Here is a 17,645-nt window from a genome sequence, read left to right as displayed (position 1 = left end):
GCCGTTACTCGAAAAAACGCGAGTCCGCTGAACCCTATCCCAACGTCGTTGCGAGCGCAGCGAAGCAATCCATTGGCGTCGGAACGGATTGCTTCGCTACGCTCGCAATGACGATGTAGCTTGAGAAATGCCGTCAGTCTCCACGGTGGCGCCGATGCCGGGGCATGCGTACCGCCGCGAAGCGCGGCGCCTATCGCGGTGCCATGCGGATCGCGCCGTCCAGTCGCACGCTTTCGCCGTTGAAATAGCCGCATTCGATCATCGTCGTCGCCAGTTGCGCATATTCACTCGGCTTGCCCAGTCGTTTGGGGAAGGGCACCGACGCACCCAGCGCCTCACGAACATGCTCAGGCAGGCCCATCAGTAGCGGGGTTTCGAACAGGCCGGGCAGAATGGTGTTCACGCGGATGCCTTCGCTCATCAGGTCGCGGGCGATGGGCAGGGTCATGCCCAGCACCCCGCCCTTCGACGCCGAATAGGCTGCCTGACCGATCTGACCGTCCTGGGCCGCGACGCTCGCGGTGTTAACGATCGCGCCGCGCTCGCCGTCTTCCAGCGCGTCCAGCGTCAGCATTCCGGCGGCCGATTTGGCGATGCAGCGGAAGGTGCCGACCAGATTGATCTGCACGACCCAGTTGAAAGCCTCCAGATTGAAATGCTTGATCGACCCGTCCTCTTTCGAACGCGACGCCGTCTTCATCGCGTTGCCGACGCCCGCGCAATTGACCAGTACGCGTTCCTGTCCATGCGCTCCGCGTGCTTTCGCGAAACCAGCATCGACGCTTTCGTCCGAGGTGACGTTCACTTCGCAGAACACGCCGCCGATCTCTGACGCTACCGCTTCGCCCTTTTCGCGTTGAAGGTCGAAGATCGCAACCTTTGCACCCTTGGCAGCAAGCGTGCGGGCGGTGGCTGCACCCAGGCCGGAAGCGCCGCCGGTGACGACCGCGGCGATGGTGGATTGGAGTTTCATTCTGCTCTCCTGAAATTATCGTCATGCCAGCGCAGGCTGGCATATCATGCGGTGGAACGTGCGGCCTGATATCCCAGCTTTCGCTGGGATGACGACAGTGTCAAAGCCGCTCGACGATGGTTACGTTGGCAATCCCACCGCCTTCGCACATCGTCTGCAATCCGTATTTCTTGCCGCGTTTGCCCAGTGCGTGGACAAGCGTCGCCATCAGCTTTGTACCGCTCGCACCCAACGGATGGCCGAGCGCGATCGCGCCGCCATTGACGTTCAGCCTAGCCGGATCGGCACCGATATGCTGCAACCAGGCCAGCGGCACCGGGGCGAAGGCTTCGTTGACTTCGTACAGATCGATTTCATCAATCGTCATCCCCGCGCGCTTCAATGCGCGATCGGTAGCGTAGAGTGGTTCCTCCAGCATCACTACCGGGTCGCCGCCGGTCACGGTCAGATTGTGGATGCGGGCGATCGGCGTCAGGCCGTGCGTCTTGAGCGCCGCTTCGCAGACGACCAGCACTGCGCTGGCCCCGTCGCAAATCTGGCTGGCGTTGGCAGCGGAAATCACGCCCCCCTCTGCCAGCAGTTTAACCGAATGAATGCCGTCGAAGGTAGCGTCGTGGCGAATGCCTTCGTCGCGGCGGTGTAGTTCGGAGCCCTCGGGCGTTTCGATTTCCAGCGCCACGATCTCGTCATCGAAATCGCCGCGTTCGGTCGCGGCGGACGCGCGCTTGTGACTTTCCAGTGCATACTCGTCGAGCTGGTCGCGGGAAAAGCCGAATTTCTTGGCGATCATCTCCGCGCCCATGAACTGGCTGAACTGAATGCCGGGATAGCGTGCCTCCTGACGCGGCGACTTCGCCTTGCCCAGACCCGCCTGTGCGAACAACATGCCGGTCGATCCCATCGGCACGCGCGTCATGCTTTCGACGCCCGCTGCGATCACGACATCCTGAGTGCCCGACATCACCGCCTGCGCGGCGAACTGGATTGCCTGTTGCGAAGAACCACACTGACGGTCGATCGTGACGGCCGGCACGCTTTCGGGAAGTTTGGAAGCGAGAACCGCGCCGCGCCCGACCTGAAACCCCTGCTCGCCGCCCTGGCTCACACATCCCATAATCACGTCTTCGATCGCCGCCGGATCGATCCCCGATCGATCGACGATCGCGTCCAATGTCGCGCCCGCCATGTCGGCAGGATGCCACCCGGCCAGCCTGCCGCCGCGCTTGCCGCCTGCGGTACGGACGGCCTGAACGATATAGGCGGTGGACATCGGCGCTCTCCTGAATGTCGGTTTCTTTTTGAAACGCTATCAGTCAGTCGCGCGTGGTTCAATCGGTTAGTTTATGGCGGTTAGTTCGCCGCCATCTCGCGCTGGCGCATCGGCATGGCGTCGATGGTGGTGAAGAGCTGCGTCGTGTCGATCGGGCGATTGGCACGCAGCTTTACCGTACCATCCTTGCCGACGAGCACCGCAGCAAACTCGTCATTGGCAATGCGATAGCGCTGACGGAGCCGGGGCGCGTAATCGCGGGCACCCGATACGCTTTCGCCGACGACTTCGACGATGCGCAACTGGCGGTCGCGGAATCCGTCGCCATCCGAACCGACAATCTTACGCTGTTTCGACAGCGCGGCGTTGCGTTCTTTTGGCGCGAAAACCAGCAGCACGCGTTCCTCCCAACGCATTGCATCTACAGGCGCGGAAGCCTGAGGTGCGGCGAGAACCAGCGCGGCGGGGAGGAGCGAAGCGACCATGCAGCATAAACGCCACGCTCGCGAAAAAGCTCCGCGACTTTAGTCCTTTAGTCGCACCAGCCCTTCCTGCGCCGCACTCGCCACCAGCCTTCCGTCGCGGCTGTAAATGCGCCCGCGATTGAACCCGCGCGCATGGCCCGCCCAGGGACTGTCGCAGGCATAGAGCAGCCAGTCGTCGAAGCGGAACGGCTCGTGCAGCCAGATCGCATGGTCAAGGCTGGCGGACTGCATCTTGTGCGACATCCAGCTGACCCCGTGCGCGATCATCGACGTGCCGAGCAGGCTCATGTCCGACGCATAGGCGAGCGCCGCGCGGTGCAGCGCGGGATCGTCGGGCAGGGGGGCCGCAACCTTGAACCAGCTTGCCTGACGCGGTTCGCCTTTTACCGGGCGGAACCAGTTACGCGGGGCGACGGGACGGATTTCGATGGGGCGTGCGCGCAGGAAGAAGTCGCGAAATCTCTCCGGCACCTGATCCTCGATCTGTTGGCGCAGTTCGAATTCGGATTGCAGGTCTTCGGGCGGCGGCACGTCGGGCATCGCGTCCTGATGGTGCAGCCCTTCTTCCGGCACCTGAAACGACGCGGTCATGTTCAGGATCGGCTTGCCCTGCTGCATCGCGATAACCCGGCGATTGGCGAAGCTGCGCCCGTCGAAATCGCGCACGACGCGGTAGATGATCGGGTGCTTCTCATCCCCCGGCCGCATGAAATAGGCGTGGAGCGAATGCGCGACCTTGTCGTCATCGACCGATCGCTGCGCGGCTTGCAGTCCCTGCGCGATCACCTGTCCGCCGAACACGCGCCCGACGCCGCCGGGCTGGCGGGCCCCCCGGAACAGGTCGGTATCGATCATTTCCACATCGAGCAGGTCGATGAGTTGGGTGACCTGGCCTTCCGGGGTCGAGGCGCGAGGGTTGATGATGTCTGTCATGATCGGAACCGCTTGCCCGTGCGTACCGCGCCGATCAATAGCCCGCCGCCCGCGCCAGTCGGTCGGCATGGTAATTGCTGTCGCCGAACATCTCGGCCAGCACGCGCGCGCGCTTCATGTAGAAGCCGATGTCATATTCGTCGGTCATTCCGATGCCGCCATGCATCTGGATGCCCTCCTGCACCGCCAACGTCGTTGCCAGCCCGGTCATCGCCTTGGCCACCGACACCGCTTCGTCCGCCCGCGTGTTTCCACCATCGAGTAATTGCTGCGCCTTCATCACTGCAGCACGCGCGACTTCCATTTCGGAATAGAGGTGTGCGGCACGGTGCTGGAGCGCCTGAAAACTGCCGATCAGCATGCCGAACTGTTTGCGCTCTTTCAGATAGGCGGTGGTCATGTCCATCGCGCCGCCGCCGACACCCAGCATCTCGGCGGATGCGCCGGTGCGTCCTGCCGACAGCAGCCGGTTGAGCACTTCGCGGCCATTGTCGACCTCGCCGATCACCGCATCGGCATCGACTTCGACGCCATCGAATTTGCTGCGCGCGGCAAGGCTGGAATCGGCGAGCCGTTCGGCTTCATGGGTGAGGCCGCTGGCATCCTTGGGTACCGCGAACAGGGTCACGCCCGTATCCTCGTCGTCCGCGCCCGCTGTGCGTGCGGCGACGATCAGCAGGTCCGCGACATGCCCGTGTGTCACGAAGCGCTTCTCGCCCGACAGGCGGAACCCGTTGCCCGATCGCTCGGCCTTCATTCCGATCGCGTCGCCATGCTTGGCGCGCTCGTCGATGGCGAGCGCTGCGACGGTGTCGCCCGCGACGATGCCGGGGAACCAGCGGTCGGCGTGCGCGGTGCCCTTCAGCGCCTCGACCGCAGCGACGGCGGTGGTGAGAAACGGAGAGGGGGACAGGTTGCGGCCGATTTCCTCGAGCACGACGCCCGCCTCGACATGGCCGAGCCCGAGCCCACCCTGATCTTCACCGATCAGGATGCCGGTGAATCCCATCTCGGCAAATTGCTTCCACAGGTCGCGCGAAAAGCCGGTGGCGTCGTTCGAATCGCGCAGGCTGCGCAGGTGGCTGACGGGTGCGTGTTCGGCGACGAAATCCTTCGTCGTATCGCGCAGCATGACTTGTTCGTCGTTCAGATAAAGAGGCATTTCAAACACTCCGTATTCCGGCGAAGGCCGGAATGCTGGGTAGGGGGCGCGGCGTATCGCCAACGCTCCGGCCTGCGCCGGAGCACGGGCATTGCTAAGCGCCGGGCAATTCCAATATCCGTTTGGCGACGATGTTGAGCTGGACTTCGCTGGTCCCGCCCTCGATCGAATTGGCCTTGGTCCGCAACCACGCGCGCGGTTTCGCACCGCCCGCCGAGGCTTCGCTTTCCCATTCAAGCGCGTCCGACCCGCCCGCCGACATCACCAATTCGTGGCGCGTCTTATTCAGTTCGGTCCCATAATATTTCATCATGCTGGGCTGAGCGGGGTGCGCTTGTCCGGCTTTCAGTTCATCGATGAACCGCTCGGACATGGCCGTGAAGGCCTTGCTTCGCACCTCGAACAACGCAAGGCTCGCGCGCAGCAACGGATCGGCCAGCTCGCCGCGATCGTTCAGCCCGATCGTCGCGATCGCGCCCTCGATCAGCGGGTTGCCGCCGGTCGAGCCAAGCCCCATTCCGGAAATCATCTCCCGTTCGTGACCAAGTAGATATTTGGCGACGTCCCAGCCCTTATTCTCGTCATGGACGCGGTTGGCCTTGGGCACCTTCACATTGTCCATGAAGGTTTCGCAGAAGGGCGAATAACCCGAGATCAGCAGGATCGGCTTGGTCGAGACGCCGTCGCTCGCCATGTCGAACAGGACGAAGCTGATGCCTCCCTGCTTGGATTCTTTCGACGTACGGACCAGGCAGAAAATCCAGTCGGCCTTGTCAGCATAGCTGGTCCACACCTTTTGCCCGTTCACGATATAGTGATCGCCCGCATCCTCGGCCGACGCCGCCAGGCTGGCAAGATCGGACCCGGCATTGGGTTCGCTATAGCCCTGGCACCAGCGAATTTCTCCGCGCGCGATCTTGGGGAGGTGTTCGAGCTTCTGTTCCTCGGTCCCGTATTTGAGCAGCGCCGGACCAAGCATCGAAATGCCGAAGCTGTTCAGGGGATTGCGCGCGCGGATCGCGGCCATTTCCTCGCGCAAAATCTTGGTCTCCGCAGGCGACAGCCCGCCGCCGCCGTAGGCCGTCGGCCAGTCTGGCACCGTCCAGCCGCGCGACGCCATCGAGTCCATCCATTCCTTTTGCCCCGGCTGGAAATCGGGATTGCGCCCGCCCCAGCAGGCGTCCTTTTCGCTGCGCACGGGTTCGCGCATTTCGGGCGGGCAGTTCGCCTCAAGCCATGCGCGCGTATCGCTGCGGAATTGGTCGAGATCGATCATGAGGTCGCTCCGTGAACGGCGTTGTGGATGAGGGTGGCGATGGCAATCGAATGATGATCGCGGTGGGTGTCGCAGATGACTTGAATGCCTGCCGGAAGTCCGTCGAACGTGCCGACCGGAACGCAGGTAGAGGGCAGCCCCGGAAACGTCGCCAGACCCGCCCAGGCGAGATGGGAGTCGTATGGGCTGTCCACGCCATCGATCGAAATCCGCCGATTGGCTTGCGGCGCGTGGTCGTGCGGAAAGGCCTGCGTCGCGGCGGGCGGCGCGATCACTGCGTCGAACTCGGCGAACAATGCGGACCATTGGCGCGTGTTTCGGGCCTGCGCGTCCTGCAGTGCGAACCAGTCGAGCAGGGTGGGCAGCGACCAGTGCATATCCGGGTTCATACGCGCAAAACTCACGCTCAGCATCCGTCCGTAATCGGTGTGCTGCAGCGATAGATCGGGAAGGAGCGGCGTGGTGCGGACGGTTTCGACGCCCATTCGCGCCAGCGCATCGGCAGCGCGTTCGACCGCATCGACGCACACGGCAGCAGTTCGGGTTTCGGGATGCTCGGTCAGCACCAGCACGCGTTTTGGTGCAGCATTGCTGCGCGGCATGGGGAGGGTCGCGAGCAGGTCCAGCACCAGCGCAATATCCGCACCCGACCGCGCCATCGGGCCGATCACACCAAGCGCCTCGTCCGCGCCGTCGCTGCCTGGATAACGGTGGCCGTGCGCCGAGATGGCGCCCCATGTGGGTTTCAGACCCCACACGCCGCAGAAATGCGCGGGGATGCGGATCGAACCGCCGATATCGCTGCCGATTTCCAACGGCACCATGCCCGTCGCCAACGCGGCCGTCGCTCCGCCCGAACTGCCGCCACAGGTGCGCGTCGGGTCGGTCGGATGGTTGGTCACGCCGTGCAACGAATTGACCGATTGCCAGTCGCCCAGCGCTTTGGGGACGTTGGTTTTGCCCAGAATGATCGCCCCCGCGGCTTTCAGTTTTTGCACGGCGAGCGCGTCACTGGTGGCGGTGTTGTTTGCGTGTTCGCGGAAGCCCCAATGGGTGGGAAGGCCTTCGACGTCGAATGCCTCCTTGACCGTCATCGGCACGCCGAGCAGCGGCGCAAGGTCGCCGGCCGCGGAGCGCTTGTCGGCGGCATCTGCGGCGGTACGCGCGCGATCGAAATCGCGGACGACGACCGCATTGATCGCGCCGTCGAGCCGTTCGACACGCGCGATCGCCGCGTCGGTTTCGGCGCGAGCGGTGGTCGTGCCCGCGCGGATCGCGGCTGCGGTTTCGAGGGCGGTGAGCGGTCGCGTCAAGGCTCACCATTCCGTCTGTCCCGAGTAGCCGCGGAGTAGCCGCGAAGCGGCGTATCGAGGTAGCGTATCGAGGGAGCACGCGAACAACCCGATATCTCGATACGAGCCCTCGATACGCGCTCTGCGAGCGCTACTCGGCCTCTACTCGGCACGAACGGAGGGAGGGAAGGCGCGAAGATCATCCGCCTCGCCCCCTTGCCGTCATCCCAGCGAAAACCGCGATCTCAAGCCGCAAAGTCTGCGCGCGCCACCCGGATATCCCAGCTTTCGCTGAGATGACGAATTGGGCGGTGGCGCGCGCCGCGATCAATTGAACCGCTCGCCTTTCTCGGCCTTGTCCTTGAGCAGCTTCGACACCGCGAACCCGTGCTTCTCAAGCCCGGTGACGATCTTCTTCAGCCCTTCGGTGTCGGCCCAGAACATCGGTCCGCCGCGATAGACCGGCCAGCCATAGCCATAAATCCACACGACATCGATATCCGACGCACGCTGCGCCATGCCTTCCTCCAGGATCAGCGCGCCTTCGTTGACCATCGGGTACAAAGTGCGCTCGACGATTTCCTCGTCGGTGATGTCGTGCTGCGGCGTGTTGGTCTTCTTGCGGAAATCCTCGATGATCTCGGCGACGCGTGGGGAAGGCGAAGGATTCCGCTTCTCGTCATAATCGTAGAAGCCGGCCTGGGTCTTCTGACCCCAGCGTTTCTCGGCGGCCAGCGCGTCGCGGATGCTTTCGATGCGGGTGGGGTCGCGGTGCCAACCGATGTCGACGCCCGCCAGATCGCTCATCTGGAACGGCCCCATCGGCATGCCAAATTCGACATGCACGCGGTCGATCTGTTCGGGAGTCGCGCCCTCCATCAACAGCTTCATCGCCTCGACCTGGCGCGGCATCAACATACGGTTGCCGATAAAGCCGTGGCAGACGCCCGCAACCACCGCGACCTTGCGAATGGTCTTGCCCAGTTTCATTACCGTCGCCAGCACCTCGGACGCGGTCTTCGCGCCGCGAACGACCTCCAGCAGCTTCATGACGTTGGCGGGCGAGAAGAAATGCATCCCCACCACATCCTGCGGTCGCGATGTGCTGGCCGCGATCTCGTCGACGTTAAGGTAGGACGTGTTCGACGCCAGGATCGCACCGGGCTTGGCGATCTTGTCTAGCTTGCCGAACAGTTCCTTCTTGACGTCCATATTCTCATAGACCGCCTCAATGATGAGGTCGCAATCGGCGAGGTCGTCGAGCGATAGCGTGGGTTTCAGCGCGCCCATCGCTGCCTCGACCTGTTCGGGCTTCATCCGGCCCTTGGCGGCGCTCGCTTCGTAATTCTTGCGCATCACGCCGGTGCCGCGGTCGAGCGCATCCTGCTGCATCTCGACAATCGTCACGGGGATGCCCGCCGACAGGAAGTTCATGCTGATCCCGCCGCCCATCGTGCCTGCGCCAATCACGCCGACGCGCTTGATCTCGCGCAGCTTGGTATCGGCGGGGATGTCGTCGATCTTCGATGCCTTGCGCTCGGCGAAAAAGATGTGGCGCTGGGCGGCGGACTGAACGCCGAACATCAGCTTCATGAACTGTTCGCGCTCGAACTGGATGCCTTCCGCGAACGGCACCTGTGTGGCCTTTTCGACGCAAGCGATGTTGGCGGCTGGCGCGTCGAAGCCGCGGAAGCGGCGGGAATTGGTCTTGCGGAAGGTCTCGAATACCGACGCGTCGGCGGTCGCGGTCTTTTCGCTGGCGCGGGGCAGGGGACGCGCGCCCGCCACTTCGCGGGCATAGGCGACCGCGTCGGCGCGCAGGCTGTCTTCGCCCGCCAGTTGATCGACCAGGCCCGCATTGAGGGCCTTCTTCGCCGGGATCGGATCACCCTTCGCGGTCATCTCGAGCGCGAGTTCGACACCCGCGACACGCGGCAGGCGCTGCGTGCCGCCCGCACCGGGGAGCAGACCGAGCTTGACCTCGGGCACGCCCAGCTTGGCTGACGGCACCGCGATCCGGTAATGACAGGCAAGCGCGACCTCGCACCCGCCACCCAGCGCCGTGCCGTGGATGGCGGCGATGACCGGCTTTTCTGACGCCTCGATCTTGTCGACGAGGGCGGGGAGCAGGGGCTCGACCGGCGGCTTGCCGAATTCGGTGATGTCCGCCCCTGCGAAGAAGGTCTGACCGTCGCACGCAATCACCACCGCCTTGATGCTGCCGTCGGCGGCCGCCTCGTCAATCGCGGCGTCTAGGCCGGTGCGGACGGCGGCACCCAGCGCATTGACCGGCGGGTTGTTCGATACGACGATCAAAACGTCGCCGTCGCGGGTGGTGGTGATGGGTGAGGTCATGGGTTTCTCCTGTTTCTCTATTTCGTCACCCCAGCCAAAGTTGGGGTATCGGGCAGTCGCTCCTGCCGCCTGATATCCCTGCTTTCGCAGGGATGACGGGTGTTATGTCAGCGCCGCATAGATCATCGTCTTCAACTCGCGGCGGATCGGATAGGTGTTCGACGGGCTGAGCTGCGTCATGAAGATCATGTGCAGCCGCTCGACCGGATCGATGAAGAAGGCGGTCGAAAACATCCCGCCCCAATAATATTCGCCGACGCTGCCCGGCACCAACGTCGCGGCCACGTCCTGCGTCACTGCAAAGCCCAGCCCGAAGCCGACGCCCGCATTGGTCGCCTCGCTAAACAGCGATTGCGACATGCTCGCCAGGTCGCTGCCGCCGGGCAAATGGTTCTGCGTCATCAGGTCGAGCGTTTTGCGCCCGATAATCCGCACGCCGTCCAGTTCGCCGCCATTCAGGCACATCGTGCAAAACCGGTGATAATCGAGCGCGCTCGACACCAGCCCGCCGCCGCCCGACAGCAATTTCGGCCGCCGCGCCCACGCGCTCTCGGCACCCCTGTCGTACATTACCCGACCCTTGCCTTGCGCCAGCGTGTAGCAATCCGTCAGGCGGTCCAGCTTGTCCTCGGGCACCTGAAAGAAGGTGTCGTGCATCCCGAGTGGCTCGAAAATGCGGGTCGCGAAGAACGCATCCAGCGTCATGCCCGCCACCCGCTCGATCACCGCGCCCAGCACATCGGTCGCGACTGAATAATTCCACTGCTCGCCTGGCGAGAACTCCAGCGGAATTTGCCCCAGCGCACCGACAAACCCGTTGAGGTCGAGATTGCCGTGCCAATTCTCGATCCGGCCCTCGCGATAGGCAGCATCGACGTTCGATCGGTTCTGAAAGCTGTAAGTGAAGCCCGCGGTATGCCGCAGCAGATCGACCATGCGCATCGGCTCCGCAGTCGGCTTGGTCGCGAAGGGCACCCCAGCGCCGCCGCCATTATAGACGCCGACGCCCTTCAGTTCGGGCAACACATGATGCACCGGCGTATCGAGCGCGACCTTCGCCTCCTCGACCAGCATCATGAAGGCCAGGCTGGTGATGGGCTTGGTCATCGACGCGATGCGGAATAGCGACTGGTCGTCGACTGCCTCGCCATTCTCTCGCGCCGCGCCCAGATGCGAGAAATGCGCGATCCGGCCATCGCGCGCGATCAACAATTGCGCGTGCGGCAATTTGCCCGAATCGAGATAGCGCGACTGAACGAATCCATCGATCGCGGCCAGGCGATCGGCATCGAATCCGGCTTCGGCAGGTGTGTGCTGCAACATCCTCTCGACCATACCCCAGTTTCGAATCTTGGCAAACGCGGTTGATCGCGCGCGCCAAAACTCTATTGCCTTGAGCGAGAGGTGAATCAACACTAACCTCCCCGGCAACGGCAAAAATGCCAAACCCGAACATCGAAGCGAACTTTCAGGAGAGCCAGCCCCGTGTCCACCGAACCGCTCGTCGCCCTCGACCCCAGCTGGCCCAAAATGTCGCTCCAGCAGATCGAAGGCATTCTGACCGCGCCGGGGCAGAAGTGCGAAATCGACGAGGTCGAGATTCGCGGCGTGACGACCAAGGTGTGGAAGAACCTGCCGCCGGCGCTTCCCTATCTGCTGATGTTCACCCGCACCCACGGGCAGCGCGAATTCACCATCCTGAACGGCCACCGGGTCACTTATGAGGCGAACTTCCGCGCGACGGCCGCACTGGCGCACTGGATGCAGGCGCAGGGGATCGAAAAGGGCGACCGCGTCGCGCTTTGCATGCGCAATTTCAACGAATGGCCGGTGGTGTTCTTCGCCGCGACCGCGATCGGCGCGATCATCGTGCCGCTCAATGCCTGGTGGACGGGGCGCGAACTGGAATATGGCTTGGCGGATTCGGGCGCGAAGATGCTGTTCGTCGATGGCCGACGCCATCTGGTGATCGAGCCGCACTACTCGAACTTGCCCGACCTGAAACGGGTCGTCGTCAACTGGCCCAAAGGCGAACTCGCGGGCGACCATGTGTCGATCCAGGACGTGATCGGCGAACCCGATGGCTGGGCGAGCCTGGACGATGTCGGCCTGCCGCAAGTCGCGATCGAGCCAGACGATGACGCCACTATTTTCTACACCAGCGGCACCACCGGCGCGCCTAAGGGCGCGCTGGGCACCCACCGCAACATCCTGTCGAACATCATGTCCACCGGTTACGGCGCGGCGCGTGCGATCCTGCGGCGGGGCGAAGTGCCGCCTGCGATGCCCGAGCCCAAGACCAACCTGATCGTCATCCCGCTGTTCCACGTCACCGCGTCGAGCGCGTTCCTGATGGGTAACATGGTCGCGGGCGGGACCATCATCTTCATGCGCAAATGGGACGTGGTGGAGGCGATGGAGTTGATCCAGCGCGAGAAAATCCACGCCACCGGTGGCGTGCCGACGATCGCCTGGCAGCTCCTCGAACATCCCGATCGCGACAAATACGACCTGTCGACGTTAGAGAGCATCGCCTATGGCGGCGCACCTTCCGCACCCGAACTGGTCAAGCGCATCTATGAGGAATTCGGCGCGCTCCCCGGCAATGGCTGGGGCATGACCGAAACAATGGCGACGGTGACCAGCCATCAGGGCGAGGATTATCTCAACCGCCCCGACAGCTGCGGCCCTCCCGTGCCGGTCGCCGAACTCAAGATCAAGTCGCCCGACGGCGACCGCGAACTGCCCGTCGGCGAAGTCGGCGAACTCTGGGCAAAAGGCCCGATGGTCGTCAAAGGCTATTGGAACAAGCCCGAGGCGACGGCGGAAACCTTTATCGACGGATGGGTCCGCACCGGTGATCTCGCGCGCCTCGACGACGAAGGCTTTTGCTACATCGTCGATCGCGCCAAGGACATCATCATTCGTGGCGGCGAAAATATCTATTCGATCGAGGTCGAAAGCGTCCTCTACGCCCACCCCGCGGTCACCGACTGCGCGCTAGTCGGCGTGCCCCACCGCATCCTGGGCGAGGAACCCGCCGCCGTCGTCCACCTCGCCCCCGGAGAAGACGCGAGCGAGCAGGACTTGCAGGACTGGGTGCGCAAGCATCTGGCGGGGTTCAAGGTGCCGGTGCGCGTCCATTTTGTAGACGGCGTGCTGCCGCGGAACGCCAATGGCAAGATTCTGAAAAGCGAGTTGCGCAAGCTGCTGGTCGACGAAAGCGCCGCAGCCTGACGGCAATGTGACTTCATCCAAACGGCGCAGGGCTTTGCTAGGCGTTATAGCGCGCCCGCAGCATCGCCCACGCCGCGCGGATGCCGAACGCTTCGCCCCCTCGTGGTCGACCGGGTTTCAACACGGGCCGCCAGGCGAACACGTCGAGATGCGCCCATGGTGTGCCCTCTGGAACGAAGCGGCGTAGGAATAACGCCGCGGTAATCGATCCGGCAAAGCCGCCATCGGGCGCATTGATCATGTCGGCGACGTCCGATTTCAGCATCTCGTCATACGCATCCCATAGTGGCATCCGCCATACCGGGTCGCCCTCTGCCCGGCCGGCCTCGATCAACGCTTCGGCTAGCACTTCGTCGTTCGAAAACAGCGGCGGCAGATCGGGGCCGAGCGCCACGCGTGCGGCCCCCGTCAGCGTTGCGAAATCCAGGATCAGGTCGGGCTTGGCTTCCCCGGCGCGGATCAACGCATCGCCCAACACCAACCGCCCTTCCGCATCGGTATTGGTGTTCTCGACCGTCAGACCTTTTCGAGTCCTGAGCACGTCGCCGGGCCGGAACGACGCACCCGACACGGCATTTTCGACTGCCGGGATCAGCAAGTGGAGCCGTACGGGCAGCCGTTCGGACATCACCAGTTCGGCAAGCGCCAGCGCGTGGGCGGCTCCACCCATGTCCTTCTTCATCAACCGCATCCCCGCCGATGCCTTGATATCCAGCCCGCCGGTATCGAAGCACACTCCCTTGCCGATGATCGCGACCCTGGGATGCGCGGCATCGCCCCATTCCAGCTCGATCAGCCGCGGCTCGCGTCCCTTGGTGGCCGCCTGACCGACGGCATGAATCATCGGATAGCCGGTCGCCAGCGCCTCACCACGCGTGACGGTCGGCGTCGCACTATAGGCCTTGGCCAGCCGTTCGGTCTCCGCTTCCAGTTCCGCTGGTCCCATGTCGGCGGCGGGGGTGTTGACCAGATCGCGGACCATGGTCGTCGCGCGAACAAGGTTGAGCGTCGGCGCGATCCGTGAAGGCTCGGCGGTCAGCAGAATGCGCGGACCTTGCGGCGCCTCGTCCTTGCGATATCGGTTGAACCGGTACTGACCCATCGCCCACCCGAACGTCGACGCCCCCGTATCGCGCTCGGCCAGGCGGTACTGCCCCTCGGGTAGCACGTCGCCAAGCTTTGCCAGGCACCAGGGCGTCAGATTTTCAGTGTCGACTGCAACGCCCAGGACCGACCAGTCTTCAGCGGCGTCGCCGGGAAGGATGGCATGGGCGAACGGCACAGGCCGGAATTTCTGCGCGACAAGGGCGGCCCGGTGCCGCGGCGGTTGAACCGTCAGCCACGCGTCGTAATGCGCCGGATCGGTCAAATGAATGGTGCGAGCAGGTTGACCGCGATCAAGCTGGATTAGGGGCGTATCATTGGACATTGACGCCACAATGTGGCCGAAGCGGCGCCGGCGCAAGATTGCGTTTGCGGTCGCCGGACCCAAGCGAACGGCGTGATCAAGCCATGAGGGGGGAGTGGTGGACGCGCTTGGGCTCGAATCACCTCCAAGCCAATGGCAATCCGCTGCCCATGCGATCGGGTTGCAGGGGATGCGGTTTCGCATCCGAGGAGCGACGGGTTGGGGCGCTTGGCTCCGGCCCGTGTGACGACAGCAGGATGTCGGCCCAGTCGATCGACGCGTCCCTGATGCGACGAACGATTCGTTGGGCGGTCGCGGGTGCGACACCGAACGCCGATGTCATCTGACGGACGAGCATTTTTGAACAGGCGGATTCCGGCTGGCGAATGGCGTAGAACCATAAGCGCAGCGGAATGCGGCTGTTTTCGAGCGGTGTTCCGACCGTAGGGTGGAGGTGATTGCCGCACCATTGGCAGGAATAGGCACGCTCGGCCCGTATGCGGTGCCAGTTCGTCGAGCGGCGACATCGCGGACAATCGAACCCGCCGCCGAACCGGACCTGAAACAATCGTTCGAGGCAGTGTTCGTCGGTCGGAAACCGACGGTCGAACGCGGCAATCGTCTCCAGCGCCGATGGCGGATCATCGCAACAACGCGTCGATCGATGGTGCCCACTGGTGGTGCAAATATGGCCTGGGTCGAACACGCCGTCACGTCGCTGCGGCGCGGCGCCGAGGGTCAATGGGATGCGCACGGCACGGGTTGTCCAGTGGTTTGCGAAAGCCGAATGGACGAGATGGTGATGTCCATTGCGCCTGTGGTGGTGATGCGGAGCGGGTTGGTGATGCGGCGCATGTCCGCGCCCGCTTGGGCGAAGCAGCGCAGCGGGATGGAGGCGGTGGTCCAGCGACCGACGGGTGCTGCCTTCAGTGCGGCATCGAACGGCTGTTCGCCGGTGCAGTCCGCGCCGCAATCGAGCGCGATCGTGACCGGCGCGGTGGGTGCGCGTTCGACCCGGTACTGGACCGACAGCACGAGGTCGCCGTTCGATTCGCGCGTGAGGTCGATCGGTTCGCGGCGCGCGATGGTGGCGGTCGCCAGCCCCTTGCCGGTCCAGGCGATGCGGACGCTGTCTTCCTGGGCGTTGCGATCGGCACCGCGCGCGCTGATCAGGTCGGGACCCGGATTTGCGGTGAGTTGTCCGGGCGCGCCCAGCAGCAGGCGCGCACCAGCACCTGGCTTGCCGCTGCCGAACACCGTGTTGCGATCCTCGGCGATGCCCCCGGCGCGGGCCTCGGGCAGTATCCCGACGTCGCCGCCCCTGGCGTAGGTCAGGCCATAGCCGTAAGCGAATAGCGGGTTGTAATCGGCATCGCCGACATTGACCGCGGTCTGATCGGTCTCTCGCGGCCAGCTATAGGGCAATGTGCCTTTGAAGTCGGCCTTGCCGAACAGGACATCGGCCACACCGCCGCCTTCGGAGCCCGGCAGCCAGGCGGCGACGAACGCGTCGGACGCGTTGAGATGCGGGTTCACCCAGAGCGGACGGCCCGACAGGAACACCGACACGGTCGGGATGCCTGCCGCCTTCAGCCGTCTCAGCAAGGCGAGGTTGTCGGTCGGATCGTCGAAGGCGACATCGGGCCGATCCCCCTGAAACTCGGCGTAAGGGTGTTCGCCGAACACCACGACCGCGACATCGGGGCGCGTCTTGAACACACCATCGACCGCCAGTTCGGTGCTGCCGCCCGCTGCTTTGGCCGCCTCCGCCATCGCTTCTGCAATGGTGTCGGCATTGGGGAAGTCGGCGCGAGTGGTGCCCGTGCCCTGCCAGGTCAGCGTCCAGCCGCCGGTCTGCTTGGTCATGCTGTCGGCGCCGTCACCCGCCAGCAGGATGCGCGCGCCCGGTTTGAGCGGAAGGACGCTGCCCTGGTTCTTGAGCAGCACCAGCGACTCGCGCACCGCCTGACGCGCCACCGCGCGGTGATCGGCACTGCCCAGCCGGTCGAACTCACCACTCAGCATCCGCGTGGACGGCTTGCCCGCTTCGAACAGACCGGCGCGCACCTTGACGCGCAGGATGCGTCGCACCGCCTCGTCGAGCGCCGGCATCGGCAGCGCGCCGGAACGCGCATGTGCCAAGGTGGACTCCCACAGCCCCTTCCAGCTGTCGGGCGCCATCGCCATGTCGAGCCCGGCGACGAAGGTCTGTCGACAATCCTCGTTGGTACAGCCCGGTATCTGGCCGTGTGCGTTCCAGTCGCCGACCAGAAAGCCGTCAAAGCCCCAGCGATCCTTGATCACCCCGGTCAGCAGCGACCGGTTGCCGTGCATCTTGACGTCGTTCCAGCTCGAAAAGCTGACCATGATCGACTGCACGCCTGCTTCGATCGCGGGCACATAGGGTGCGGCGAACAGGCGTTGCAGATCGCCTTCGGCAATGCGGGCATCGCCCTGATCCTTGCCGCCATCGGTGCCGCCATCGGCCAGGAAATGCTTGGCGGTCGCAACGATATGAGGTCCGCGCAGCCAGTCCGCGTCGCCGACCTTGCCCTGCAACCCCTCGATCAAGGGGCGCGCATAGGCGGTCGCGATCTCCGGATCCTCGCCGAACCCCTCATAAGTGCGGCCCCAGCGGTCATCGCGCACCACCGCCAGCGTTGGGGCAAAGGTCCAGTCGAGCCCGGTGACGCGCATCTCGATTGCGGTCACCTCGCCGATGCGGCGCATCAGCTCTGGGTTACGCGCTGCACCCAGGCCGATATTGTGCGGAAACAGCGTCGCGCCGACGATGTTGTTGTGACCGTGGACCGCATCGCTGCCCCAGATCACCGGGATGCGTGGCAGCGATCCGCTCGCGCGCATCGACGCGTCGTAAAAGGCATCGGCCGCCTTCAGCCACTCGGGCGCGGGCGCGTTATACGCACCGCCGGGACTGGAATTACCGCCGTTCAGAATCGAGCCAAGATGATAGCGATGGACATCGTCGGGGGTGACGCTTGCCAGATCGGCCTGCACGACCTGACCCACCTTCTGCTCCAGCGACATGCGCCGCAGCAGATCCTCGACCCGGCGCTCGACCGCGGCATCGCTGGTCGCCGGACGCTGGACCGCCGGCCACGCCGCCGGGTTGGCGACACCCGCAGCCTGCCCGTCTGGCGCGACCTGGGTCGCCTGCTGGGCCAGAAGAGGTTGCGACACACCCGCCATCAGCGTCATCACCGCGATCTTTAGCCAAGGTCGACCCATCTCAC

At 64.2% G+C, this 17,645-nt stretch carries 13 protein-coding genes; 1 reads left to right on the top strand and 12 read right to left on the bottom strand.

The features are described from left to right. Positions 1–190: 190 nt before the first annotated feature. The 9 genes from ENHY17A_RS12485 to ENHY17A_RS12445 form a co-directional block, all read right to left on the bottom strand. Positions 191–973, bottom strand: a complete 783-nt coding sequence (locus ENHY17A_RS12485) for an SDR family NAD(P)-dependent oxidoreductase (protein WP_159713162.1) — start codon at positions 971–973, stop codon at positions 191–193. 100 nt (positions 974–1,073) lie between these two features. Beyond that, on the bottom strand, positions 1,074–2,243 hold the full coding sequence (locus tag ENHY17A_RS12480; protein ID WP_159713160.1) for an acetyl-CoA C-acetyltransferase: 1,170 nt from the start codon (positions 2,241–2,243) through the stop codon (positions 1,074–1,076). A gap of 80 nt (positions 2,244–2,323) precedes the next feature. Then, the gene (locus ENHY17A_RS12475) at positions 2,324–2,659 is read right to left on the bottom strand and encodes a DUF4174 domain-containing protein (RefSeq protein ID WP_236547937.1); all 336 of its coding nucleotides are present in this window, start codon (positions 2,657–2,659) and stop codon (positions 2,324–2,326) included. A 108-nt stretch (positions 2,660–2,767) separates the two neighbouring features. Beyond that, positions 2,768–3,661: an acyl-CoA thioesterase gene (locus ENHY17A_RS12470; protein ID WP_159713156.1), complete on the bottom strand. Its 894-nt coding sequence runs from the start codon at positions 3,659–3,661 to the stop codon at positions 2,768–2,770. A 34-nt stretch (positions 3,662–3,695) separates the two neighbouring features. Further along, positions 3,696–4,823 carry an acyl-CoA dehydrogenase family protein gene (locus tag ENHY17A_RS12465; RefSeq protein ID WP_159713154.1) on the bottom strand — a complete coding sequence of 376 codons (1,128 nt, stop codon included), beginning with the start codon at positions 4,821–4,823 and terminating at the stop codon, positions 3,696–3,698. A 94-nt stretch (positions 4,824–4,917) separates the two neighbouring features. Further along, positions 4,918–6,099 carry an acyl-CoA dehydrogenase family protein gene (locus ENHY17A_RS12460; protein WP_159713152.1) on the bottom strand — a complete coding sequence of 394 codons (1,182 nt, stop codon included), beginning with the start codon at positions 6,097–6,099 and terminating at the stop codon, positions 4,918–4,920. Continuing rightward, positions 6,096–7,412, bottom strand: a complete 1,317-nt coding sequence (locus tag ENHY17A_RS12455) for an amidase family protein (RefSeq protein ID WP_159713150.1) — start codon at positions 7,410–7,412, stop codon at positions 6,096–6,098. The genes ENHY17A_RS12460 and ENHY17A_RS12455 overlap by 4 nt, the downstream gene beginning before the upstream one ends. Before the next feature lie 306 nt (positions 7,413–7,718). Continuing rightward, entirely contained in the window at positions 7,719–9,746 is a 2,028-nt protein-coding gene (locus ENHY17A_RS12450) for a 3-hydroxyacyl-CoA dehydrogenase NAD-binding domain-containing protein (RefSeq protein ID WP_159713148.1), read from the bottom strand. 102 nt (positions 9,747–9,848) lie between these two features. Further along, a complete protein-coding gene (locus tag ENHY17A_RS12445; RefSeq protein WP_159713146.1) occupies positions 9,849–11,069 on the bottom strand; it encodes a serine hydrolase domain-containing protein in 1,221 nt (406 codons plus the stop codon). Positions 11,070–11,276: 207 nt separating this feature from the next. On the opposite strand from ENHY17A_RS12445, the gene ENHY17A_RS12440 reads away from it, so the two are divergent. Continuing rightward, positions 11,277–12,983: a class I adenylate-forming enzyme family protein gene (locus ENHY17A_RS12440; RefSeq protein ID WP_159714581.1), complete on the top strand. Its 1,707-nt coding sequence runs from the start codon at positions 11,277–11,279 to the stop codon at positions 12,981–12,983. A gap of 37 nt (positions 12,984–13,020) precedes the next feature. Here ENHY17A_RS12440 and ENHY17A_RS12435 read toward each other — a convergent pair whose 3' ends face one another. From ENHY17A_RS12435 to ENHY17A_RS12425, 3 genes are all read right to left on the bottom strand, one after another. Continuing rightward, on the bottom strand, positions 13,021–14,412 hold the full coding sequence (locus ENHY17A_RS12435; RefSeq protein ID WP_159713144.1) for a leucyl aminopeptidase family protein: 1,392 nt from the start codon (positions 14,410–14,412) through the stop codon (positions 13,021–13,023). A 118-nt stretch (positions 14,413–14,530) separates the two neighbouring features. Continuing rightward, on the bottom strand, positions 14,531–15,133 hold the full coding sequence (locus ENHY17A_RS12430; protein WP_159713142.1) for a transposase: 603 nt from the start codon (positions 15,131–15,133) through the stop codon (positions 14,531–14,533). Beyond that, positions 15,130–17,640 carry a glycoside hydrolase family 3 protein gene (locus ENHY17A_RS12425; protein ID WP_159713140.1) on the bottom strand — a complete coding sequence of 837 codons (2,511 nt, stop codon included), beginning with the start codon at positions 17,638–17,640 and terminating at the stop codon, positions 15,130–15,132. Before ENHY17A_RS12425 ends, ENHY17A_RS12430 begins: the two co-directional genes overlap by 4 nt. Positions 17,641–17,645 lie beyond the last annotated feature (5 nt).

The sequence above is a fragment of the Sphingomonas sp. AX6 genome (assembly GCF_902506605.1).
GTDB lineage: Bacteria > Pseudomonadota > Alphaproteobacteria > Sphingomonadales > Sphingomonadaceae > Sphingomonas.
This window is presented reverse-complemented; position numbering and strand designations above follow the sequence as displayed.

Excerpts from the sequence above, each read along its gene's own strand:
- ENHY17A_RS12425 (WP_159713140.1), bottom strand. The coding sequence starts at position 17,640 with ATGGGTCGACCTTGGCTAAAGATCGCGGTGATGACGCTGATGGCGGGT.
- ENHY17A_RS12445 (WP_159713146.1), bottom strand. The coding sequence starts at position 11,069 with ATGTTGCAGCACACACCTGCCGAAGCCGGATTCGATGCCGATCGCCTG.
- ENHY17A_RS12465 (WP_159713154.1), bottom strand. The coding sequence starts at position 4,823 with ATGCCTCTTTATCTGAACGACGAACAAGTCATGCTGCGCGATACGACG.
- ENHY17A_RS12440 (WP_159714581.1), top strand. The coding sequence starts at position 11,277 with ATGTCGCTCCAGCAGATCGAAGGCATTCTGACCGCGCCGGGGCAGAAG.
- ENHY17A_RS12475 (WP_236547937.1), bottom strand. The coding sequence starts at position 2,659 with ATGCGTTGGGAGGAACGCGTGCTGCTGGTTTTCGCGCCAAAAGAACGC.
- ENHY17A_RS12470 (WP_159713156.1), bottom strand. The coding sequence starts at position 3,661 with ATGACAGACATCATCAACCCTCGCGCCTCGACCCCGGAAGGCCAGGTC.
- ENHY17A_RS12460 (WP_159713152.1), bottom strand. The coding sequence starts at position 6,099 with ATGATCGATCTCGACCAATTCCGCAGCGATACGCGCGCATGGCTTGAG.
- ENHY17A_RS12450 (WP_159713148.1), bottom strand. The coding sequence starts at position 9,746 with ATGACCTCACCCATCACCACCACCCGCGACGGCGACGTTTTGATCGTC.
- ENHY17A_RS12480 (WP_159713160.1), bottom strand. The coding sequence starts at position 2,243 with ATGTCCACCGCCTATATCGTTCAGGCCGTCCGTACCGCAGGCGGCAAG.
- ENHY17A_RS12485 (WP_159713162.1), bottom strand. The coding sequence starts at position 973 with ATGAAACTCCAATCCACCATCGCCGCGGTCGTCACCGGCGGCGCTTCC.
- ENHY17A_RS12435 (WP_159713144.1), bottom strand. The coding sequence starts at position 14,412 with ATGTCCAATGATACGCCCCTAATCCAGCTTGATCGCGGTCAACCTGCT.